Genomic DNA, 22,266 nt, shown 5'->3' on the forward strand with positions numbered 1-22,266 from the left:
TCAGTGCTTGCTGGCGCCGGCAGCGCCGATACCGGTCATGGAGCGGATGAACTGGGCCAGATAGCGGCCGCGCTCTTCAGTGGCACGCTCGGAACTGTCGGTGACCGAGAACGCCCAGGCGCCGAGGAAGGCCAGGCTCATGGAGAACAGTGCCGGGTTGCTGTAGGGGAACAGTGGCGATTCGTTGTGCAGCACGTTGACCCACACCGCCGGGCCCAGCACCACCAGCACCACCGCCGAGACCAGCCCGGCCATGCTGCCGCACACCGCGCCACGGGTGGTCAGGCCTTTCCAGAACATCGAGAGCAGCAGCACCGGGAAGTTGACCGACGCCGCCACCGCCAGCACCAGGCCGGAGAGGAAGGCGATGTTCTGCGACTCGAACATCAGGCCAAGGATGACCGCCAGCAAGCCAATGACCAGCGTGGCGATACGCGACACGCGCATTTCCTCTTGCTCGGTCGCTTTGCCTTTGCGCATGACGCAGGCATACAGGTCGTGGGAGACCGCCGACGCGCCGGACAGCGCCAGGCCGGCGACCACGGCCAAGATGGTGGCAAAGGCCACGGCGGAGATGAAGCCAAGGAACAGGTTGCCACCCACGGCCTGAGCCAGGTGCACCGCGACCATGTTGCCGCCGCCGATGATGGCGCCAGTGGCATCGCGGTACGACGGCTCGGTGCCGACCATGACGATGGCGCCAAAGCCGACGATGATCAGCAGCAGGTAGAAGTAACCAATGAAGCCCGTGGCGTAGAACACGCTCTTGCGGGCTTCCTTGGCGTCGCTGACGGTAAAGAAGCGCATCAGGATATGCGGCAGGCCGGCGGTACCGAACATCATGCCCAGGCCCAGGGATATGGCATCGATCGGGTTGGACAGCAAACCGCCGGGCGCCATGATCGCCTGGCCCTTGGCATGCACGGCAACGGCGCTGGCAAACATCGCCTCGGTGCTGAAGCCGAAGTGCTTGAGCACCATAAAGGCCATGAAGCTGGTGCCCGACAGCAGCATCACCGCCTTGATGATCTGCACCCAAGTGGTGGCGAGCATGCCGCCAAAGGTGACGTAGGCGACCATCAACACGCCAACCAGCATCACCGCATACAGGTAGCTGATGCCGAACAACAGCTCGATCAGCTTGCCGGCGCCGACCATTTGCGCCACCAGGTACATCAAGGCAACCACCAAGGTGCCGAACGCGGAGGTCAGACGCACCGGGGTTTGCGCCAGGCGGTAGCTGACCACGTCGGCAAAGGTGTATTTGCCCAGGTTGCGCAGCCGTTCGGCGATCAGGAACAGGATGATCGGCCAGCCGGCCAGTACGCCCAAGGCGTATAGCAGGCCGTCGTAGCCGTTCATGAACATCATGGCCGAAATACCCAGGAATGATGCGGCGCTGATCATGTCGCCAGCGATCGCCAGGCCGTTCTGCATGCCGGTCAGGCCGCCGCCAGCGGTATAGAAGTCGCTGGCCGAGCGGGTGCGCAAGGCGGCCCAGCGGGTGACCAGCAGGGTAAAGCAGACGAACACCATGAACATCGAAATGGCGGTCCAGTTCATTGTGCGCACTCCTGCTTGACCTTGTCGTTGAGCGGGTCGAGCACGTTGTTGGCACGGTGCACGTAGATACCGGTGAGGGCGAAGGACAGCAGCACCATCAGCACGCCCACCAGCATGCCGACGGTGGTCACGCCACCGCTGAGGGACTGGCCGAGGGTGCTGGGGGAGAATGCCACCAGCAGGACGAAGCCGTAGTAGATCACCAGCATGGCCAGGGTCAGGCTACCGTTGAGGCGGCGCTTGCGCCGCACCAGGTGCTGGAAGTCGGGGTGGTTGGCGATGCTTTCTATGCGTTCGGGTGTCATGGGTTGCGATCTCTGAGTGTTGTAATTGTTTTTTGTGAGGTCACGCGGGTGTTGCTTGCCGGTGTTGCCTGTGCGGTCTTTGTAGGAGCGGCCTTGCGTCGCGAAAGGGCTGCGCAGCAGCCCCGGCAATCTGTGATCAGGGCCGAGATCCTGGGGCCGCGTTGCGGCCCTTTCGCGACGCAAGGCCGCTCCTACAGCGACCGCGTTAGCAGCCCGTGCATTTTCTTCAGAGCTGGTCGAAGTCGAGGACCACTTTGTCGCTCACCGGGTAGGTCTGGCACGACAGCACATACCCGGCCGCCACTTCGTAGTCTTCCAGGGCATGGTTGCTGTCCATTTCCACTTCGCCCTCGACCACCCGGCACTTGCAGGTCGAGCACACACCGGCCTTGCACGAATAAGGCAGCTCGGCGCCGATGGCATTGCCGGCGTCCAGCACGTTCTGGGTGTTGCGCGGCAGGTCGAAGGTGAGGGCGCGGCCGTCGCTGATCACGGTGATGTGGCTGAGTGCCGCGTCCACCTGGCGCGCGGCCTCGCGGGCTTCACGGCGGGCTTCGTTGCCGGCAGCGGCGAACAGCTCGAAATGGATGCGCGCCTTGCCCAGGCCATTGGCCTGCAGGCTGTCGCGCACGGTCTCGGTCATTGCCTGCGGGCCGCAGATGAATGCGGCATCCAGGCCGGGCACATCCAGCCAGCGCGAGAACAGCTGGCCGCATTTGTCAGCGTCGATGCGGCCGTTGTACAGGTCGACGTCCTGCTGCTCACGGCTGAACACGAAAATCAGGTTCAGGCGGTCGAGGTAACGGTTCTTCAGGTCTTCGAGTTCGTTGCGAAACAGCGCACCGGAACTGGAGCGGTTGCCGTACAGCAGGGTAAAGCGGCTGTTCGGCTCGCTGGCCAGGGTGGTGGCGATGATCGACAGAATCGGCGTGATGCCGCTGCCGGCGGCTACACCCAGGTAGTTGCCCTGGCGTGCCGGGTCCAGCGGCACATGGAAGCTGCCCGACGGCGGCATCACTTCCAGTTGCTGGCCGGCCTTGAGCACTTCATTGGCAAACGCCGAGAAACGCCCGCCCGGCACACGCTTGACGGCCACGCGCAGCTCGCCGTCCTGCACAGCGCTGCAGATCGAGTAGGAACGGCGGACTTCTTCGTTGTCCAGCTGGGTACGCATGACCAGGTACTGGCCCTGGGTAAAGCGGAACTGGTCCTGCAGGTGCTCGGGTACGTCAAAGGCAATAGACACCGCATCACGGGTCTCATTACGCACTTGCTTGATGGTCAGGCTGTGAAACTGGCTCATGGTGTTCTCCACGGCTCAAATGCATTTGAAATAGTCGAACGGCTCCAGGCACTCGCGGCAGCGGTACAGCGCCTTGCAGGCCGTGGAGCCGAACTGGCTGAGCAATTCGGTATGGGCGCTGCCACACTGCGGGCAGCACACCCGGGGCGCGTCACCGAGCAGGCTGCGCTTGCTGGCGCTGCCCTGTGGCGGGGCGATGCCGTAGGCGCGCAGGCGCTCGCGGCCCAGTTCGCTGATCCAGTCGGTGCTCCAGGCCGGGGTCAGCCGGCGCTCAAGGTCCGGGGCGGTGAAGCCGGCCTGTTCCAGCGCCTGGCGAATGTCGCCCTCGATCACTTCAGTGGCCGGGCAACCGGAATAGGTCGGGGTGACCACCAGGTGCAGGTGCCCGGCACGCCAGTCGAGGTCGCGCACGATGCCTAAGTCGACCACGCTGACCACCGGCACTTCCGGGTCCATGACCTGGCCCAGCACCGCCCAGGCCCGCGCCAGGTCGTCGCCCTGTTGCGCCCGCGCGCCGCGGTCGCCGGCAATCAGCTCACCAGGTTGCATCGGGGTAGGCCCTTGGCAGGCACTGCATCTCGGCCAGCAACAGGCCCAGGTGCTCGGTGTGCAGGCCTTTGCGGCCATCCAGGTAGAAATGGCTGGCGGCTTTCGGCAGTGGCAGTTCAACCGTGGCGAAAGTCTCGGCCACCTGCCTGAGCCAGGCCGCGCCTACTGCAGACGGGTCGGCGGCGATACCGGCTTCGGCCAGGCGTACTTCGTTGTCGCTGGCAGCGCTCAGTTCGACGGTGAAGCGCCACAGCGCCGGGATAGCAGCGAGCATGCGCTGGCGGCTTTCTTCGGTACCGCCGCCCAGGCGCTGCACCCATTCGCTGGAGCGGCGCAGGTGGTAGGTGACTTCCTTCAGGGCCTTGGCGGCAATACCGGCAATGCGCTCGTCAGCGGACTCGACCAAGCGCTGCAGCAGGGCGAAGTGCCAGGCGTCGTAGAGGAACTGCTTGGTCATGGTCACGGCAAAATCACCGTTGGGTTGCTCGACCAGCAGCAGGTTGCGGTAGGCGCGCTCGTCCCGGCGGAACGCCAGGGCATCGGCGTCCCGGCCGTCATCGAGCAGCTCGGCCGCGTAATCCAGCCAGTTGCGCGCCTGGCCGATCAGGTCGAGGCCGACGTTCATCAGGGCCAGTTCTTCTTCGATGGCCGGGGCGCGGCCACACCATTCGCAGAGGCGCTGGCCTTGGACCAGGGCAGTGTCGCCAAGCAGCAGCAGATACGGAATAAGGGCTTCGTTATGCATGGTCGACCTCACATGTGTCCGACGTCATCGGGCAGCTCGTAGAAGCTGGCATGGCGGTAGACCTTGTCGTCCGAGGGCGCGAAGAGCGGGTCTTTCTCGTCAGGGGAAGAGGCGGTGATCAGCGCCGAAGGCACCACCCACAGGCTCACGCCTTCGCTACGGCGGGTGTACAGCTCGCGGGCGTTTTCGATGGCCATGGCGGCATCGGCGGCGTGCACGCTGCCGACATGCTTGTGGTTAAGCCCGTGCTTGCTGCGCACGAACACTTCGTAGAGGGTCCAGACAGACATTTTCGATCTCCGCATCAATCGCCGCTCAGGCGGCGTTCTTGTTCTGTTGCTTGCGCGCGTAGGCCACGGCGGCCTCGCGTACCCAGGCGCCACTCTCTATGGCATTGCGCCGGGTGGCGACACGTTCCAGGTTGCAAGGGCCATTGCCCTTGATCACTTCGTAGAACTCGTCCCACTGGATGTCGCCGAAGTCGTAGTGGCCACGCTCGTCGTTCCACTTCAGTTCAGGGTCTGGGGCGGTGCAGCCCAGCAGTTCCAGCTGTGGCACGGTCTGGTCGATGAAGCGCTGGCGCAGTTCGTCGTTGGTCTGGCGTTTGATCTTCCAGGCCATCGACTGGGCGCTGTTGGGCGAATGCTCATCGCTGGGGCCGAACATCATCAGCGCCGGCCACCACAGGCGGTTGATGGCGTCCTGGACCATGTCCTGCTGCGCCTGGGTGCCGTGGCGCATCATGGTCAGGAGCATTTCGTAGCCTTGGCGCTGGTGGAAGCTCTCTTCCTTGCAGATGCGGATCATGGCGCGGGAGTAGGGGCCGTAGGAGGTGCGCTGCAGCACCACCTGGTTGACGATGGCGGCGCCATCCACCAGCCAGCCCACGGCACCCATGTCGGCCCAGCTCAGGGTCGGGTAATTGAAGATGCTCGAATACTTGGCCTTGCCGCTGTGCAGCTTGGCGATTTCTTCGTCACGGTCGGCGCCGAGGGTTTCCATGGCGCTGTACAGGTACAGGCCGTGGCCGGCTTCGTCCTGGATCTTGGCCATCAGCTGCAGCTTGCGCTTGAGGCTGGGGGCACGGGTGACCCAATTGCCTTCGGGCAGCATGCCGACGATTTCCGAGTGGGCGTGCTGGGAGATCTGCCGGATGAGGGTCTGGCGGTAGGCCTCGGGCATCCAGTTCTTGGCTTCGATCTTGATTTCGGCGTCGATTTTTTCCTGGAAGTGGCGTTCCTCGGGGGACATTTCTTCCAGAGACTTGATGCGCTTGACTCCGGTTTCCACTAGCTGTGCGTACATGGGGGCAGACTCCTGCTGAGGCATGAGTCATTTGTAAGCGATACAAAAGAGATGGTCAAACAGTTTTATGTGTATCGGATAAGTTTTGTGTATCGCATTGCTGGTCTAGGGGCTGCTGCGCAGCCCGATCGCGACACAAGGCCGCTCCTACAGGGAATCGCGGACCCGTGTAGGAGCGGCCTTGCGTCGCGATTGGGGCGCAAAGCGCCCCCTGCATTCTCACAGGCAAAAAAAAGCCCCGGACAATGCCGGGGCCGAAATGGCAGTCGAATGAGATCAGCTGGCCAACCGTTTGTCATACACGTGGCAAGCCTTGCCCTCGGAGCGCTTGAGCGTGCCGCACGGCTGCAGGTGCACGTGGGTGCTGATGCCGATGTAGGTCTTGATCTGCTTGCTCAGCTCGCCAACCACCCACTTGCGCTGGCCTTCATCCAGGTGCTGGCACTCCGCACGCAATTCCACATGCACTTCAACACTGTCCAGGTTGCCATTACGATACAAATAAATCTCATACATTTCTGAAAGCTGTTTTATTTTCAGCACCTGTTCCTCGATCTGCGTCGGGAACACGTTGACCCCGCGAATAATCAGCATGTCGTCGCTGCGACCGGTGATCTTGCCGATCCGGCGCATGGGGCGCGCGGTACCGGGCAGCAGGCGGGTCAAGTCGCGGGTGCGGTAGCGCACCATCGGCAACGCCTCTTTGCTCAGCGAGGTGAACACCAGCTCGCCCAGCTGGCCGTCGGGCAGCACCGCGCCGGTGACCGGGTCGATGATCTCGGGGTAGAAGTGGTCTTCCCAGATGGTCGGGCCGTCCTTGGTTTCGATGCATTCCATCGCCACCCCGGGGCCCATGATTTCCGACAGGCCATAGATGTCGAGGGCATCGATACCCAGGCGCTGTTCGATCGAGCGGCGCAGCTCGTCGGTCCAGGGCTCGGCACCAAAGATGCCAAGGCGCAGCTTGAGGTGGTGCGGGTCGATGCCCTGGCGCTCGATCTCATCGGCCAGGTTGAGCATGTACGACGGCGTGACCATGATGATGTCGGGCTGGAAGTCGCGAATCAGCTGTACCTGTTTCTCGGTCTGGCCGCCGGACATGGGGATTACCGTGCAGCCCAGGCGTTCGGCGCCGTAGTGCGCACCAAGCCCGCCGGTGAACAGGCCATAGCCGTAGGACACGTGCACCTTGTCGCCTTTGCGCCCACCGGCCGCACGGATCGAGCGGGCGACCACATTGGCCCAGGTGTCGATATCGTTCTGGGTATAACCGACGACCGTCGGCTTGCCCGTGGTGCCGCTGGAGGCATGCAGGCGGACAACCTCTTCCTGGGGCACGGCAAACATGCCGTAGGGGTAGTTGTCGCGCAGGTCGTTCTTGCCGGTGAAGGGGAACTTGGCCAGGTCTTCAAGGCACTTGAGGTCATCGGGGTGCGCGCCGCACTCGGCAAAGCGCTGGCGATACAGCGGCACGTTGTGGTAGGCGTGCTTCAGGCTCCAGCGCAGGCGGTCCAGCTGGTGCTGGCGCAGGGCGTCGACGCTGGCGGTTTCCATCGGGTCCAGCAGGGCACGATCGGCATCATGGTACATGTTCATGGCTTCACTCGAATTGTTCTTGTACGCCGCGCAAACCCGCTTGCAGGCCGCGCGGTGAGTGTCATGGAGGCAGCATATACGGCTGCGTTCTGTTCGGTAACAGGCGGTGGGTCGGAACCGCTCAGAGGCGCTCGATGACCATGGCAATACCCTGGCCAACGCCGATGCACATGGTGCACAGGGCATAGCGGCCGCCCATCTCTTCCAGCTCATGCAGCGCCGTGGTCACCAGCCGCGCTCCGCTCATGCCCAGCGGGTGGCCCAGGGCAATGGCGCCGCCGTTGCGGTTGACCCGTGCGTCATCGTCAGCGAGGCCCAGCTCGCGCAGCACGGCGAGGCCTTGCGCGGCGAACGCCTCGTTGAGCTCGATGACATCCAGGTCAGCGAGCGACAAACCGGTCAGCTCCAGCACCTTGCGGGTTGCCGGTACCGGTCCGATACCCATCAGCCGTGGTTCCACGCCGGCCACCGCCATGCCGACGATCCGCCCGCGAGCCTTCAGGCCATGGCGCCGGGCAGCGGCGCTGCTGGCCAGCAACAGGGCGCAGGCGCCATCGTTGACACCCGAGGCATTACCGGCGGTAACGCTGCCGCCTTCGCGAAAGGGCGTACCCAGCCTGGCCAGTTGCTCCAGCGTCGTGTCGCCGCGGGGGTGTTCATCATGCTCGACCACTTTGGCCGGGCCTTTGCGCTGCGGGATCTCGACCGGCACGATTTCCCGCGCCAGGCGGCCGCGGGCCTGTGCTGCTGCGGCCTTGTGCTGGCTGCGCAGGGCGAAAGCATCCTGGTCGGCGCGGGAAATGCCGAACTGCTCAGCCACGTTTTCCGCCGTTTCCGGCATCGAATCAATGCCGTAAGCCGCTTTCATCAGCGGGTTGACGAAACGCCAGCCGATGGTGGTGTCGAACAGCTCGGCGGCTCGGCCGAAAGCCTGCTCGGACTTGCCCATCACAAATGGCGCACGCGACATCGATTCGACACCGCCCGCCAGCATCAGCCCGGCTTCACCACAGCGCAGGGCGCGGGCGGCATTGCCGATGGCATCCAGGCCGGAGCCGCACAGGCGGTTGAGGGTGGTGCCCGGCACTTCCAGCGGCAGCCCGGCCAGCAAACTGGCCATGTGCGCCACGTTGCGGTTGTCTTCACCCGCCTGGTTGGCGCAGCCGAAAATCACATCATCGACCGCTTTCCAGTCCAGTTCGGGGTGGCGCTGCAGCAGCGCCTTTAGCGGCACGGCGGCCAGGTCATCGGCACGCATGCCGCTCAAGGCCCCGGCATAGCGGCCAATCGGGGTGCGCACGGCGTCGATGATCAAGGCATCGGCGAGGGTGGGTTCAGTCATCTTGTGCCTCCTGCGCCAGCACGGTGCCGCGCACTTTGTAGGATTTGCCATGGAACATCGCCACCAGCTCACCGCGCTGGTTGTCGATGCGCACGTCGTACAGGCCGGTACGGCCTTTGCGGCTGACTTCGCTGGCGTGAGCGGTGAGCACGTCGTCGCGCAACGCCGGGGCGAGGTAGTCGATGCTGCAACCCAGCGCCACGGTGGCCTGGTCATAGCTGTTGCAGGCAAAGGCGAACGCCGAGTCGGCCAGGGCAAACAGGAAGCCGCCGTGGCAGGTGCCGTGGCCCTGGATCATGTCGGCACGCACCGGCATGCGCAGGGTTGCCTGGCCCGGGCCGGCATCCAGCAGGCTGATGCCCAGCCCCTGGGTGGCCTGGTCGCGGGCGTACATGGCGTCGGCACAGGCTTGTGCCAGTTCCACTTCAGTCATGCAGGGTGCCTCCTTTGGCTTCGCAGCGGCGTAACAACAGGGAAGGGCGGTAGCGGCTTTCGCCGTAGCTGCGCTGCAGGTTGTCGAGTACGCGCAGGGTTTGGGCTATGCCGATGTTCGCGGCCCAGGCCAGCGGGCCGCAGGGGTAATTGACCCCGGCACGCATGGCCAGGTCGATGTCGGCGGCACTGCCGACGCCCTGCAGCACGGCATCGGCGGCCTCGTTGGCGAGCATGGCCACGGTGCGCAGTACCACCAGGCCGGGCAGGTCGGCAACGCCGGTCACTTTCAGGCCGGCGCGCTGCAGCAGCGCCACGGCGTGGTCGCGAGCACTGTCGCTGGTATCGGCCGACCAACTGATGGCCAGCCGGCTGGCGCTGCCGTAGTCCAGCGCCAGGTCGAGCAGCACCAGGTTACGCAGGCCGTCTTCGCGGGCGCGCTGGCTGGCCAGGCGACCATCGGACAAGGCCAGGGTGGCATCGCCGACCTGGATCAGGCCGGTGCCTGCACGCTGGGTCACGGCAATGCCGCTTTGGCGCAAGCGCTCGACCAGCGGCTGCATGACCCCGAGGGCGCCCTCGATCACACAGGCTTCTACACGGGCGGCGCTGTGCAGCTCTGCTGGCTGCGGGCGTTCAGCGCCTTCGCCGTAGCTATAGAAGCCTTGGCCGGTCTTGCGGCCAAGGCGGCCAGCGTCTATCAGTTCTTTCTGCACCAGCGAAGGCTGGAAGCGGAAATCGCCATAGAAGGCATCGAATACCGAACAGGTGACGGCATAGTTGACGTCGTGGCCGATCAGGTCAGTGAGTTCGAACGCGCCCATGCGAAAGCCACCTGCGTCACGCAGCAATGCATCGAGGCTGGCACAATCTGCTGCGCCTTCTTGCAATAGCCGCAGGCTTTCGGCATAGAACGGCCTCGCCACACGGTTGACGATAAAGCCCGGGGTAGAGCGCGTGTGCACCGGCTGCTTGCCCCACGCCTGGGCGGTAGCGTAAATGCAGGCGGCTATCGCCGGGTCGGTTGCCAGGCCCGACACCACCTCGACCAGCGCCATCAGCGGCGCCGGGTTGAAAAAGTGCATGCCAACCACGTGCCCGGGGCGTTGCAGGCCAGCAGCCAGGCTGGTGATGGACAGCGACGAGGTGTTGCTGGCGAGGATGCAGTCGCTGGCGCACAGGGTTTCAAGCTGACTGAACAACGTCTGTTTGACCTGCAGGTTCTCGACGATGGCTTCGATCACCAGGCCGGCATCAGCCAACGCCTCCAGGCTGTCGACCGGGCACAGCCGGGCGCTGATGGCTTCGCGCTCAGTGGCTGGCAGCTTGCCTTTATCCATCAGCCGAGCCAGTTGCCGATCAATGCCTGCCACCGCTTGGGCGGCTGCGCCCGGGCGGTTGTCATAGAGTTTTACCGGGTGGCCGGCCTGGGCTGCGACCTGAGCGATGCCGGCCCCCATGGCGCCGGCACCGATTACCGCCACCTGTACAGTGTTTGCAAGTGCGCCCATGTTCAGCGCCCCTTGAAGGCTGGTGTGCGCTTATTCATGAAGGCGCTGACGCCTTCGCGGTAATCCTCGCTGCGCCCGGCCAGGCGCTGCAGGTCGCGCTCCAGTTCCAGTTGCTCATCAAAACCGTTGTCGAAACTGGCATTGAGGCTGCGCTTGATCAGCGCCAGGCCGTAGGTAGGCTGGGTGGCGAGCTGGCGGGCGAGGGTAAGTGCTTCGTCACGCAGCGCCGCATCGTCTACCACGCGGTGGATCAGCCCCCATTGCTGGGCCTGCTCAGCGCCCAGGCGCTCGCCCAGCATGGCCAGGGCCTTGGCCCGCGCCATGCCGATCAGGCGCGGCAGCAGCCAGGTACCGCCAGAGTCTGGCACCAGGCCGATCTTGCAGAAGGCCTGGATGAAGCTGGCCGAGCGCGCGGCCAGCACCAGGTCGCAGGCCAGCGGAATATTGGCGCCGGCACCGGCGGCCACACCGTTGACCGCACAGATGACCGGCAGCGGCAGGTCGCGCAGGGTGCGCACCAGCGGGTTGTAGAACGTGTCGATCGATTCGCCCAGGTCTGGCATTTCGGCGCCGGGGGCGACGTTGCGGTCGGACAGGTCCTGGCCGGCGCAGAAGCCGCGGCCTTCAGCCGTCAGCAGCAGCACGCGCGCGTCGCTGCTTTGGCGCACTTGTTTGAGCGCTTCTCGCACTTCCAGGTGCATGGCCGTATTGAAACTGTTCAGCTGCTCAGGGCGGTTCAATGAAAGGAGGGCAACGCCGTCCTCGATGGAAAACAGGATGTGCTGGAAAGTCATGAAAGACTCGCTCCGTCAGTCGAGGGAAGGATGATCAGCGGCCCAGGAAACGGGCCTGGCGTTTTTCCTGAAAGGCCTGGATGCCTTCGTCGCGGTCGGCAGTACCGGCCAGCAACGTGAAGGCATGGCGCTCGAAGCGCAGGCCGCTGGCCAGGTCGGTATCACCGGCCTTGAGTAGCGCCTCTTTGGCCAGGCGCACGGCCAGCGGCGCCTTGGCGGCGATGCTGCGGGCCACTTGTAGGGCGCGCTCGACGGTCAATTCGGGCTGGGTGATTTCACTGACCAGGCCGGCTTGCTGGGCATGGCGGGCGGTGATCGCTTCGCCGGTCAGCACCATCTGCATGGCCAGCGGCTTGCCGACCGCGCGCAACAGGCGCTGGGTGCCACCGGCACCGGGAATGATGCCGAGGTTGATTTCTGGCTGGCCGAAACGGGCGTCGCTGCCGGCAATGACGATGTCGGCACACATCACCAGCTCGCAACCACCACCCAACGCATAACCGTTGACGGCGGCAACCAGCGGCTTGGCAAAGGCAGCGATGCGTTGCCAGTGGGCTACGCGCGGGTCATTGAGAATGCCGACCAGGTCGCGCTCGGCCATTTCGCGGATGTCGGCACCCGCAGCGAATGCCTTGCGACTGCCGGTGATCACTACCGCGCCAACCTGCTGGTCTTGATCGGCAGCGCCCAATGCCGCAGCCAGCTCTGCCAGAAGCTCGGTGCACAGGGCGTTCAACGCCTCGGGCCGTTGCAGGGTAATGAGCTGTACGCCGTGTTCGGGCGCCTGCACAGCGAGATATCGCGGCATATCGGGTTCCTCTGGCTGCACGCACGGCACATCGTGGGGCCGGCATTTCTTGGAATTGTTTGCAGGGGGCGAGATGCGGGATCACGTCCACGTGCAGCCAGTATATGCATTACGCGATACATGAATGCAAGATGATAAATTGTTTCGTGTATCTTATTATGGAAGTCATATAGGTATCAAAAATACGACGCAAGCGTCATAAAAACGATTTTTCCAGTCGATTTCGCAGAGGATCACTAGCGATAATGGCTCGCGGGCCTAGGCAGCAGAAGTGATACACGATTTAAGCAATTGACGCTCAAATACAGAGTGATACAAGATCAGGCCACGTTTCGAATCATTTCAGGAGTTTTGCCATGCCTTGCTATCGACTGGACGGCCTGACGCCGGTGGTTCACCCGACAGCCTATGTGCACCCCAGCGCAGTCCTGATTGGCGACGTTATCGTCGGCGCGCATTGCTACATTGGCCCGCTGGCCTCGCTGCGGGGCGATTTCGGCCGCATTGTGCTGGAGGAGGGCGCCAACCTGCAGGACACTTGCGTGATGCATGGTTTCCCGGGTGGCGACACGGTGGTGGAACGCAACGGGCACATTGGCCATGGCGCGGTGCTGCACGGTTGCCGCGTAGGCGAAGACGCCTTGATCGGCATGAATGCAGTGGTGATGGATGGCGCCCACGTTGCGCCACGCTGCATTGTCGCAGCCACGGCCTTGGTCAAGGCAGGCTTCGAGTGTGCGGCGCAAAGCCTGGTGATGGGTGCGCCTGCGCAGGTCAAACGCCCGTTGACCGATCAGGAGCTGGCCTGGAAGCAGCGCGGCACCGCCGAGTACCAGCACCTGGCGCAGCGCTGCATGAACAGCATGGTCGAATGCCCGCCGCTGACTGCAGCCGAACCTGGGCGCCCGCGCATGGAAGATACCGGAGTCCGCCCAAAAGGCCAGGCCAGCGCATGAGCCTTGCAGCGACACGCAATGGCCAGGCGGCCCGCCGCGCAGGTATAGTCGGGGCTTTATCCGCGCACAGTTCGCCCATGAGCACTCTTGCCCCACTGAACACTTTGATCACCCGCTTCCAGGAGCAGACGCCAATCCGCGCCAGCTCGCTGATCATCACCTTGTATGGCGATGCCATCGAACCGCACGGCGGCACCGTCTGGCTGGGTAGCCTGATCAACCTGCTGGAGCCGATCGGCATCAATGAGCGCCTGATCCGCACGTCGATTTTCCGCCTGACCAAGGAAGGCTGGCTGACCGCCGAAAAGGTGGGCCGACGCAGCTATTACAGCCTGACCGGCACGGGGCGTCGGCGCTTCGAAAAAGCCTTCAAGCGCGTTTATAGCCCAAGCCAGCCGGCCTGGGATGGCGCCTGGACCCTGGTGCTGCTGTCGCAACTCGACGCCGGCAAGCGCAAGGCCGTGCGCGAAGAACTGGAATGGCAAGGCTTCGGGGCGATGGCACCTAACCTGCTCGGCTGCCCACGCGCCGACCGAGGCGACCTGGCGGCTACCTTGCGCGAACTGGAAGCCAGCGACGACAGCATCGTCTTTGAAACCCATACCCAGGAAGTACTGGCCTCCAAGGCCATGCGCGCCCAGGTACGGGAGAGCTGGCGTATCGACGAACTGGGCCAGCAGTACAGCGAGTTCATCCAGCTGTTCCGGCCGTTATGGCAAAGCCTTAAAGAGCAGGATGCGCTGGAGGCCCAGGATTGCTTCCTGGCGCGCACACTGCTTATTCACGAGTACCGCAGGCTGCTGCTGCGCGACCCGCAACTGCCGGACGAACTGCTGCCCGGCGACTGGGAAGGCCGCGCCGCCCGCCAACTGTGCCGCAACCTGTATCGCCTGGTGTACGCCAAGGCGGAAGAATGGCTTAACGCAGCGCTCGAGACGGCGGATGGGCCTTTGCCTGATGTGAACGAGAGCTTCTACAAGCGCTTTGGTGGGTTGGCCTGATAATAAGGCTCACTATGGTGTTATCCCAGTCAGTCAAGCGGTAAGGACTGACTAGGGTTTGCCTTGAGACTTGGGGTGCTGGTGAGATCGAGCGCCGCCCGCGCGGCGCTTCGCGGCACAAGGCCGCTCCCACATCTGTTTCAGGCCAGTCTCTCCTTTGGGATCATCGCTGTCCGCCTTGTCTGTACGACTCGATATTGCGCCGTGCGCGAGAGGGCGCAAAAATGTCACAGGAGTGATTGGCCAGGAACAGATGTGGCAGCAACTGCCTTACATATCTCTCCTGCAGCACTGGCCTTTGTAGGAGCGGCCTTGCGTCGCGATGGGCTGCGCAGCAGCCCCGGGGTTTGCGCACAGATGCACAAATTGCCGGGGCCATCGCGACGCAAGGCCGCACCTACAGGTTCTGTGCCTGCCTTGATACTAGATCGCCATCAATCTTAAATTTCCACCACATAAGATTCATGAGGGTTAACCTTATATGGATTAACGTCAACCATGGTAGACCTTATGCCGGACTATTTCCCCGTCACATGTGCCGATACGCTTAGCAAAACCGGGTTGTTGGTCAAGGCACGCCGCCTGGCTCTCGGCATGCGCCAGGCCGACCTCAAGGCTGCCATCGGCGTTTCAGCGCACACCTTGCGCAAGATCGAGGGCGGCTCAGAGCATGTTGACCTGCGTTCGTTCATGCTGGTGCTATGGCGGCTTGGTATCAGCGATACCGTGTTCGCTTCACTGGAAGGATTGGAAAACAGCTCACAGATCACACGTTTTACTCAAGCTAGCGATCCGTTGGAGGGTATCGCAACCAGGCGCGTTCGGTTGGCAAAGCCCAAGCCAAGGGCATTCTGATGTCGCGCGTGTACATCTTATATAGCTCCCGAAAAGCAGTGAGAGCGTCCAAATGCAAAAGAGCGGAGCTGGCCAGTCTCAGCCCCGCCTGACCAGCTTGTGCGCCATGAACTGGTGTGCGGGCGAAAACAGCCGGTTGAAGGTCATCAGCACGGCGCAGACCGTGCCCAGCGCCGAAGCGGCGGCGATCAGGAACATGATGACAATCTGATAGAGCACGGCATCTTCGGGCTGCTGACCGGCCAGAATCTGCCCGGTCATCATGCCCGGCAAGCTGACACAGGACCATGTCCACCACCGGGCGCTGGCTAGTCAGTTCGCGGGTCATGCGCTCGATACCCAGGGCGACGGCAATCAATGTCATTACCACCATCAACGGCAACAAGGGCAGGGGCCTTGGACTTCAGCTCAATGACGCTGTTTCGCTCAGGCAGCGCTGGCATGCCGGCAGCGATGATCACAGGCAATAGAATTCGCTGACCTCTGCCACCACATTGCGCTTGGCATCGTACAAGCGTGCCTCCGGTGTCAGCGCCATCGAGCGAGCCTCCAGCAAGTAACGTTCACCCGCGTTGAAATACGCGTATGAAAGGGTCAGGTAGCATTCGCGAACAGTGGTGCCGCCCATTAAGCTCATGCCGCCGCCACCGCCCACTTCATAGTCGAAGCGAACGAGCAACACATGGCTACCTGGGCTGACCTGAAAAAAGCGCCCGTCGCGCAAACGCTCTCTATCCAGGCGTTCGGCCATCAACACCCTGTCATTGGGGAAGGGCACCGAGAGATCGACCCAGGCCATCTGGGGGTTGGGAGTTGGCATGGGCGTCTGACAACCAGCAACTGCCGTGATTGCGAGCAACAGCATCGACCTGCGCATGATTCCGGTCCCGAGTGAGAGTGGCTTCAGAGAAGGGTATAATCTCATGTTTCCTGAGATGTTCGCTAAGTGCGCAGCAATAACTACACTAAATGAGTATTTAGCGTAGTTATAATTTTATCGCACTCAATATATATACTAAAGCAGGGCATTCTACACGTGCAAACAATCAAACCAATACAACTACAGCGATTAAACAATTGCCCTGATACGCAGCCCTTAGGGTCTGTGTTAAAGCGTGAATTCTGAGTTGCAGAGCAAAGTTGGCACGTCTTCCCACGACGTTCAAATTGCAGGCGCGGTCGAAATCCGTGCTCTGTGTGGGCTGCACCAAGCGTCGACACGGGTAAACCGTGACTGTGAGCAAACCACTGCGGTAACGCGTGGCGCCGGGTTTAAAGAGTCCTGAAACAGCCTGAATAGCGAGATTTCACTGTTAACCGTAAGCTTGGTGCAAGCGCCTCGCATGCTTGACGTTGTCGCCTGTGAATCTGGCGCACATCAAACCTGTTTAGCGTGGCCGTCAATGGCGCAGTGGCGCTGCAGGTAGTGAGATCACGTAGCCGACCAGGAACCGATATCTGTGTTGCGCAGCGTTGCCACGGGTTTCAGGACGTGCAGTCACGCCAGCGTCAAGGTATGAATGCTGAGACTTAACCGTGGATCGCAGCGCAGAGTGCTGTCGTACCTAGAGCTGTGGCCGGAATAGGCTTAGGCAATTCCTGTTGAGCATTGGTAATGGTGTTCAGAAAGAGTGACCGATGCGGCAAGGGTCGACTGGAGTACTTGTCCTGGTCCAAAAGTGGCTGACTCATGACCTGGTGACCATATACAGACTCACGCATAATGCATATTATGTTAAATACCGCATTGCGTGAGCGAATCGCTGTACAGCTGAATAGTTTCATCTCGAGCGCAGAAACCTTGTCTACAAAGGTCAGATTTGGCTGACCATGACGCATTAGGATGATTTCTTTAATCACAAAACCCACTTCCTTTCCTATCCACGCTTTGCGCTGGCATGGCAATCCCGGGGACTTTTGTCTGAGTGAGCAGACGGTAGACCTCCAGCAGATCTCGTTGACAGCCTGCGCTCCGAAATCGAGCATCCTGCAAAATGATGGAGGAATACCAGGGTTCAAGGGTGCTACCAGGGTCGATGGCCGCTCCGCTTTCCGATTTCAGCCATCCCTCGCTGCGAGGACGAAGCTAACTGAAATCCGCACACATACTCGATAGCCGCGTCAGTTTGTCTCTGCGGCGATCAAAAGAGTAAGCTCTGAAACCAAGCCGCGCACATCCTGTTCGTATCTTTCTCTCCACCGGTGCGACCAATCTTGAGGGCAGCCCTCCTCCTCCCACTCGGCCAAGGCTAGGGCGTTGACGATCTCCATCTCAAACCAGAGCTTCTGCCACGCAGCAGGATCTAACACCAAAGCAGGGTTTTGCCAGACAAACTCCGTCTGAGCCACGAAGCGCGACCAAGATGGAAGACTTTGTTGTGCGGCTCGAGCTAATAACCTGAATTCCGACGCTATGAGCATGATGTTCCTTACACGTGAATTCGCAGCCTAGCATTCTGACAGAGATGCCGAGGCTTGGTTTGGACGCTACGAGATTGACCGGGCCGCTGAACCGATATCTTCTCCGATGCTCGAATCAGTCAGGCGCATACTGCACGGAGCCACGACGTTGTTGACCAGACTTTCCTTTTTAGCGTTGGCGGTTCTGCTGACAGCCTGCACTCAATATCGCTACATCGCCCCACAGACGAACGCAGGCACGTTCCACGCAGCAGTGCGAGCACTTCAATACCTCCAATTCGCCCAATGCCTGTCCTCCTACGCCGAGCCCCACCAAGGTGGCCAATTACTGCCGCTCTGGTTACAAAGAAAAGTATGTGGCTTGCGGGGGTAGGATCGAGAAGATTGAAAAGTAGCTACCGACATTACAGGGAATCGCTCCGGACATACCTGGGCGGGCACCTGCCGGGTACGGCTGTCGTAACCCGAGAGCCCGACCCTGCCGGTCTGGGCCCTAAGGGGTTTCCACCCTCACGCCTATGGCCCGTCCCTGGGCCGGCGCGCTCCGCTTACGATGGTGCACACAGCGGTACCGAGTGAATTTGATATCGCTGCCACAACTGGAAATCATCCGAAACCGCCGATCTAGACGATACGGTCTAAGCTTCCTGAATGGATATTTGCCAAGAGACATGGATGGGACATCGAGGCGAGATATTTGGGCTTGGGCCGACATAGATCTCGATCACCATTCCCATGAAAAGGTTCGAGAGGGCGAGAGGATCACGAGAACTATGATCTGGACAGCGGGACGAGATCGACAGCCGGCTGCAAAAGCTTTCCTTAAACTGAGATCAAGCGGCTCATGACAAACCAGATAGATCAGCTGGATAAAGATATCGAGCAACTCGGACTGATCGCTGATGAGCTGGAAAGACAGGTTGAGACCTGCCCGACGTCCAGGCTTCGACTACTCGCCTGGTTAGCGGATTGGTTCAAAAGCCCAACCCGGTTGGTTGAGACCTCGGATGCCTTGCCCGAGCTCTCACCGACGTTGATATCTGCATACACCGCGTGGATTTATGAAGGCGGTGGCCGTTGACCCTGGGGTGAAGCGACCACCTGTAAGCCTAGATTTAAAGGCTTAAGCCACCTGTCTTACGGCAGGCTGCTTATCTGTAGCAAGACGCCTTCCGCGTCCGACACCCCAAGCTAGAGCTCGGGTCATGGATTCACCGGGCCGTGAATCGAAGGCTTCTTCGTGTAAAGCCATCCCACCACCGGCGTAAACGCCGATGAACATTTGCGTCTGGCCTGTCCGCGATAGCCTGACCTGGACATCGATGGTCGTGCCATCATCGAGCTCCTCGTCATGGGTACGATGATGAAGCACTGGATCAGCCCAATCCCAAAAAACATCACCACGAATACGCATGCCGCCCTCCTACGACTTTAGTCTTATACGGAAACCTAACCATAGCAAAGCAAGACGGCGGTTCAATGACTGTGATATCGACAAGTATCGGTATCGGACAACTGGTTTGATTTCTGATACAAATAAATTTTCTTGTACAAATTTTCTTCTCTGAAATGACGTGTGGAAGGATCACATGGTCAAGGCTGGGACTTGATCATCATTCGATCCGTCAATCATGGCTGTGGTTCAGCATTCTCCGTGGACGTCTACCAAATGGACGGTACGGCTAAAAAAGCCACTACGGTCATCGCGGATGGGCGGATCATTAAACGCAGCGGCCGGGTCTTCGGTATCGATCTCGTGGCTCTATTTGCTGATGCATCTGAAGGGCTCGGAAGCTCCTAGGCTGATTCCCGAGCATAGGGTCATCTATTGACTCTGCTTCAAGGGAAGGTATGAGGTAAACTTGGCCGCCTGCGATCACGCCAGCTTCGCCAACGGGACGGTCGAGGCGACGTTATGCAGAGTTCAAAAGCGTTGATCATCAAGGAAGGCTCAGCTTCTCATGAACGATAAAATATATGGCTGGGAAGACTTTTCGAACGGTCAGACTTGGCAGAATCAGCGGTCAATGGCTCTCCAACAAGATGAGATCATTGCGTTTGCCAAGGAGTTTGACCCTCTGATAGTTCACACAGACCCTGAACTTGCCTTGAACGAGCCATTGGGTATGCACTGCGCGAGCGGTGTTCACACTTTCGCCCTTTCGCAGCGGATGCTGTGCGACGCTTTGTTCACAAGAACGAAGGTCGTAGCCGGACACAGGATAGATTGTTTCGTCATGCGAAAGCCCGTGGTGGCGGGTGATGTTCTGAGCATTACTGCCGAGGTCTTGGAAACTAATGCCCATCATCGTCGAGAGGACTGCGGCTGGGTGACGTTCACGGTAAAGGTTTACGTGGAGGGGGTAACGGTGCTGAGTTACGACGTCACAGTCCTAATCGGACGTTGGCATCGAGCAGGCTAGTTTCTCCAGGGCCTGTGCTTCAAGGAGTGCAAGATCTAACCGAGCCATTGCTCGGCTAGATCTGACCTCACGAGAGAGCCTACATCATCTAACTGCCGCGGCCCTTGTTGTGTTTGAGCCGCCGTGGTGTGGTGCGCTCATGGCTCAGAATGGCAGTCGAGCTTGCAGCCAGATGCGTGTACCTTCCGCCTTGTTCTTCGCCCCGAACTCTTCCTGCAGCTTGGCCACTACGGCGAAATCCTTGGTGAAACGGTACATGGCATACGGCCCGAGGGCGTTGACCGAGCCGCGATTGCCGTTGCCATTGACCGCATCGCCGTCGAGCCTGTCGTCGGTGGTTTGACGGTACAGGTAGCCGTTGATACCTGCACTGAACGCCTGGCTGAAGCGATAACCGCCACTGAACTCCAGCGTCGTCTCATCACCCGAACGGTAGTCGGTCTTTTCATTCCGGGTGTTGATGCCGTAGCGCAGCTTCGCGCTTGCTTCCCACCGCTCCGACGGTAGCCAAGTAACCGCGTAGAACGGTGCGAACTGATAGTAGTTGCGACCCGTATTCACCGGCTCATCCTTGTCGTAGTCGCCTGTGGGCAAGAATGTTTCTATGCCTGCCGTTTGGTGCAAGGTTTCGGCATGCCAACCAAGCAATATTGGCGCGAAGCTGAGGTCGCCCAGGTTGGTAGCCGTACCGCCTTTATCCAATGGGGCCAAGGGCGATGGACGCGCGACGTCCAAAGTCAGATCGATGGTAGGTACCGCAAGCGCTGTTCGGGTCTCGACGTTTGCGCCCAGCCATTTCACACCGGGCCATACGTAGCTGAGGCGTAAGGATACGACATCGGACTTGAGGCGATAGCGAGCAATGTTGGGATTGTCTCGACCATCGTTGGCTTTGACGTGCGTAGCCTCATAGTGGGTGTAGTACAACAGAGCATTGAGGCCTTCAGGCAGCATCATCCCAGACATGTTGGTCTCCACACCCAACGGGTAGGAGTTGCCATTGCCCTCGGTTGCGCTGGCAGTACCTTGTAGACAGATCAGCAAACCGGCGGCTTGCAGAACACGAACGTGCACAGCATTCATGGGTAGTCCCTCTTTTTGTTGTTGTAGAGACACAGCGATGAGTGATGCCTGTTGTTAGCCGTCAGTCATGACACACCTCAAGGAGCGCTGCGGCGCCCTGCCCGCCTCCGACGCACATGGTCACCACGACAAACCGAGCCCCGCGCCGACGCCCCTCGAACAGGACATGCCCCGCCATGCGCGCACCCGACATGCCGTATGGATGTCCCAGCGCGATGGCACCGCCGTTGACATTTAGCCGCTCCAATGGAATGCCCAACTGGCGCTGGCAATACAGCACCTGAGACGCAAACGCTTCGTTCAACTCCCATAAGTCGATGTCGCCGATATTCAGCCCATGCCGAGCCAACAGCCGGGGTACGGTCAAGACCGGGCCTATCCCCATCTCATCCGGGGCGCAGCCAGCGCTGGCAAATCCCCTGAATATGCCCAGCGGCTTGAGGCCACGGTCACGTGCGTGATCAGCGCTCATCAATGCGCACCCTGCAACGCCATCACTGAGCTGTGACGCATTGCCAGCTGTGACCGAGCGTTGTGCGCCGTCGAGCACCGGCGCTAGCGCGGCCAACTGATCCGACTGCGTACCAGGGCGGTTGCATTCGTCTTTGTCCATACGCACAGGCTTGTCGTAATACTCATACGAGGCCTTGTCCAAGGCGCGCGTGACCACATCCAACGGCACGATTTCCTGCGCAAACAGGTCATCACGCTGAGCCTGGGCGACTCTCTGCTGGCTGATCAGCGCGTATTCATCCTGGTCAGCACGCGTTACCCCGTAGCGCTGAGCAACCCGTTCTGCGGTCTCGAGCATGCTGATGTAGGCGTCAGACCTGTGCTGCAACAACCACGGATCCTGGCCGAAGTGCTCATTGGTATGCGCGTTCTGCACCAGACTGATGGATTCGCCACCCAGCGCCAGCATGATTGAGCACTCGCCGAGCTGAATGCGCTGGGCGGCACTGGCGATCGCCTGAAGACCAGACGCACAATGTCGGCTGACTGTCTGCGCGGCCACGCTGTCCGGCAATCCAGCTCGCAGCGCACTCAGTCTCGCGACGTTCTTGCCCTGGGTGCCCTCGGGTCGACCGCAGCCCATCACCAGCTCTTCCACCTCGTCACCTTTCAACTCCGAACGTTCGAGAATGGCTTGGATGATCGGCGCGGCCAGGCTGGGCATTGGCGTGTGATTGAAAGCACCTCGATACGCCTTGCCGATGGCAGACCGGGCGTATGCAACGATTACCGCGTCATGCATGGGACTCTCCTGCCGGGCG

22 protein-coding genes and 2 pseudogenes are annotated in these 22,266 nt (G+C 61.0%); 5 read left to right on the top strand and 19 right to left on the bottom strand.

Annotated elements, in window-relative coordinates; translation table 11 throughout:
• From ACI2KG_RS05005 to paaF, 13 genes and pseudogenes are all read right to left on the bottom strand, one after another.
• Positions 1-1,569 (bottom strand): annotated as a pseudogene (locus ACI2KG_RS05005) (cation acetate symporter); the annotation flags it as partial.
• Positions 1,560-1,868, bottom strand: coding sequence for a DUF485 domain-containing protein (locus ACI2KG_RS05010; protein WP_012272262.1), 309 nt, complete (start codon positions 1,866-1,868; stop codon positions 1,560-1,562). The gene ACI2KG_RS05010 and the pseudogene ACI2KG_RS05005, both read right to left, overlap by 10 nt.
• A gap of 226 nt (positions 1,869-2,094) precedes the next feature.
• Positions 2,095-3,171: a 1,2-phenylacetyl-CoA epoxidase subunit PaaE gene (gene paaE, locus ACI2KG_RS05015; protein ID WP_404661039.1), complete on the bottom strand. Its 1,077-nt coding sequence runs from the start codon at positions 3,169-3,171 to the stop codon at positions 2,095-2,097.
• A gap of 15 nt (positions 3,172-3,186) precedes the next feature.
• Positions 3,187-3,720 carry a 1,2-phenylacetyl-CoA epoxidase subunit PaaD gene (paaD, locus tag ACI2KG_RS05020; RefSeq protein ID WP_400618646.1) on the bottom strand — a complete coding sequence of 178 codons (534 nt, stop codon included), beginning with the start codon at positions 3,718-3,720 and terminating at the stop codon, positions 3,187-3,189.
• Entirely contained in the window at positions 3,707-4,465 is a 759-nt protein-coding gene (gene paaC / locus ACI2KG_RS05025; protein WP_404661040.1) for a 1,2-phenylacetyl-CoA epoxidase subunit PaaC, read from the bottom strand. The genes paaD and paaC overlap by 14 nt, the downstream gene beginning before the upstream one ends.
• Before the next feature lie 8 nt (positions 4,466-4,473).
• On the bottom strand, positions 4,474-4,755 hold the full coding sequence (paaB, locus tag ACI2KG_RS05030) for a 1,2-phenylacetyl-CoA epoxidase subunit PaaB (protein ID WP_400618640.1): 282 nt from the start codon (positions 4,753-4,755) through the stop codon (positions 4,474-4,476).
• A 25-nt stretch (positions 4,756-4,780) separates the two neighbouring features.
• Positions 4,781-5,770 (bottom strand): 1,2-phenylacetyl-CoA epoxidase subunit PaaA, encoded by a 990-nt coding sequence (gene paaA / locus ACI2KG_RS05035; protein ID WP_404661041.1) that lies wholly within the window; start codon positions 5,768-5,770, stop codon positions 4,781-4,783.
• A gap of 276 nt (positions 5,771-6,046) precedes the next feature.
• Positions 6,047-7,366: a phenylacetate--CoA ligase PaaK gene (gene paaK / locus ACI2KG_RS05040; RefSeq protein ID WP_404661042.1), complete on the bottom strand. Its 1,320-nt coding sequence runs from the start codon at positions 7,364-7,366 to the stop codon at positions 6,047-6,049.
• Positions 7,367-7,487: 121 nt separating this feature from the next.
• Complete coding sequence (gene pcaF, locus ACI2KG_RS05045) at positions 7,488-8,708, bottom strand: 3-oxoadipyl-CoA thiolase (protein WP_404661043.1); 1,221 nt, start codon at positions 8,706-8,708, stop codon at positions 7,488-7,490.
• Positions 8,701-9,141 carry a hydroxyphenylacetyl-CoA thioesterase PaaI gene (paaI, locus tag ACI2KG_RS05050; RefSeq protein WP_404661044.1) on the bottom strand — a complete coding sequence of 147 codons (441 nt, stop codon included), beginning with the start codon at positions 9,139-9,141 and terminating at the stop codon, positions 8,701-8,703. Before paaI ends, pcaF begins: the two co-directional genes overlap by 8 nt.
• Positions 9,134-10,651 carry a 3-hydroxyacyl-CoA dehydrogenase PaaH gene (gene paaH, locus ACI2KG_RS05055; protein ID WP_404661045.1) on the bottom strand — a complete coding sequence of 506 codons (1,518 nt, stop codon included), beginning with the start codon at positions 10,649-10,651 and terminating at the stop codon, positions 9,134-9,136. The genes paaI and paaH overlap by 8 nt, the downstream gene beginning before the upstream one ends.
• A 2-nt stretch (positions 10,652-10,653) precedes the next feature.
• On the bottom strand, positions 10,654-11,445 hold the full coding sequence (paaG, locus tag ACI2KG_RS05060; RefSeq protein ID WP_404661046.1) for a 2-(1,2-epoxy-1,2-dihydrophenyl)acetyl-CoA isomerase PaaG: 792 nt from the start codon (positions 11,443-11,445) through the stop codon (positions 10,654-10,656).
• Positions 11,446-11,479: 34 nt separating this feature from the next.
• A complete protein-coding gene (gene paaF, locus ACI2KG_RS05065) occupies positions 11,480-12,253 on the bottom strand; it encodes a 2,3-dehydroadipyl-CoA hydratase PaaF (RefSeq protein ID WP_404661047.1) in 774 nt (257 codons plus the stop codon).
• Positions 12,254-12,609: 356 nt separating this feature from the next.
• Between paaF and paaY the strand changes: the two genes are divergently transcribed.
• The 3 genes from paaY (at position 12,610) to ACI2KG_RS05080 (ending at position 15,065) form a co-directional block, all read left to right on the top strand.
• Positions 12,610-13,209 carry a phenylacetic acid degradation protein PaaY gene (gene paaY / locus ACI2KG_RS05070; protein WP_404661048.1) on the top strand — a complete coding sequence of 200 codons (600 nt, stop codon included), beginning with the start codon at positions 12,610-12,612 and terminating at the stop codon, positions 13,207-13,209.
• A 77-nt stretch (positions 13,210-13,286) separates the two neighbouring features.
• Positions 13,287-14,210 carry a phenylacetic acid degradation operon negative regulatory protein PaaX gene (gene paaX, locus ACI2KG_RS05075; RefSeq protein ID WP_404661049.1) on the top strand — a complete coding sequence of 308 codons (924 nt, stop codon included), beginning with the start codon at positions 13,287-13,289 and terminating at the stop codon, positions 14,208-14,210.
• 510 nt (positions 14,211-14,720) lie between these two features.
• Positions 14,721-15,065, top strand: a complete 345-nt coding sequence (locus ACI2KG_RS05080; RefSeq protein ID WP_404661050.1) for a helix-turn-helix domain-containing protein — start codon at positions 14,721-14,723, stop codon at positions 15,063-15,065.
• Positions 15,066-15,143: 78 nt separating this feature from the next.
• Here ACI2KG_RS05080 and ACI2KG_RS05085 read toward each other — a convergent pair.
• The 3 genes and pseudogenes from ACI2KG_RS05085 to ACI2KG_RS05095 all read right to left on the bottom strand — a co-directional run.
• Positions 15,144-15,344 (bottom strand): annotated as a pseudogene (locus tag ACI2KG_RS05085) (ABC transporter permease); the annotation flags it as partial.
• 178 nt (positions 15,345-15,522) lie between these two features.
• The gene (locus ACI2KG_RS05090) at positions 15,523-15,942 is read right to left on the bottom strand and encodes a hypothetical protein (RefSeq protein WP_404661051.1); all 420 of its coding nucleotides are present in this window, start codon (positions 15,940-15,942) and stop codon (positions 15,523-15,525) included.
• 1,244 nt (positions 15,943-17,186) lie between these two features.
• Entirely contained in the window at positions 17,187-17,486 is a 300-nt protein-coding gene (locus ACI2KG_RS05095) for a hypothetical protein (protein WP_404661052.1), read from the bottom strand.
• A gap of 844 nt (positions 17,487-18,330) precedes the next feature.
• On the opposite strand from ACI2KG_RS05095, the gene ACI2KG_RS05100 reads away from it, so the two are divergent.
• Complete coding sequence (locus ACI2KG_RS05100; protein ID WP_404661053.1) at positions 18,331-18,567, top strand: hypothetical protein; 237 nt, start codon at positions 18,331-18,333, stop codon at positions 18,565-18,567.
• A gap of 42 nt (positions 18,568-18,609) precedes the next feature.
• On the opposite strand, the gene ACI2KG_RS05105 is transcribed toward ACI2KG_RS05100, so the two are convergent.
• On the bottom strand, positions 18,610-18,900 hold the full coding sequence (locus ACI2KG_RS05105; protein WP_404661054.1) for a hypothetical protein: 291 nt from the start codon (positions 18,898-18,900) through the stop codon (positions 18,610-18,612).
• A 547-nt stretch (positions 18,901-19,447) separates the two neighbouring features.
• On the opposite strand from ACI2KG_RS05105, the gene ACI2KG_RS05110 reads away from it, so the two are divergent.
• Positions 19,448-19,909, top strand: a complete 462-nt coding sequence (locus ACI2KG_RS05110) for a MaoC/PaaZ C-terminal domain-containing protein (protein ID WP_404661055.1) — start codon at positions 19,448-19,450, stop codon at positions 19,907-19,909.
• A 144-nt stretch (positions 19,910-20,053) separates the two neighbouring features.
• Here the strand turns inward: ACI2KG_RS05110 and ACI2KG_RS05115 are convergent, their stop codons facing one another.
• Positions 20,054-20,992 (bottom strand): transporter, encoded by a 939-nt coding sequence (locus ACI2KG_RS05115; protein ID WP_404661056.1) that lies wholly within the window; start codon positions 20,990-20,992, stop codon positions 20,054-20,056.
• Between the two features lie 61 nt (positions 20,993-21,053).
• Positions 21,054-22,247, bottom strand: coding sequence for an acetyl-CoA C-acyltransferase (locus ACI2KG_RS05120; protein ID WP_404661057.1), 1,194 nt, complete (start codon positions 22,245-22,247; stop codon positions 21,054-21,056).
• Positions 22,248-22,266 lie beyond the last annotated feature (19 nt).

The sequence above is a fragment of the Pseudomonas sp. NPDC089407 genome, assembly GCF_044900445.1.
In the GTDB taxonomy this organism is placed as follows: Bacteria; Pseudomonadota; Gammaproteobacteria; order Pseudomonadales; family Pseudomonadaceae; genus Aquipseudomonas.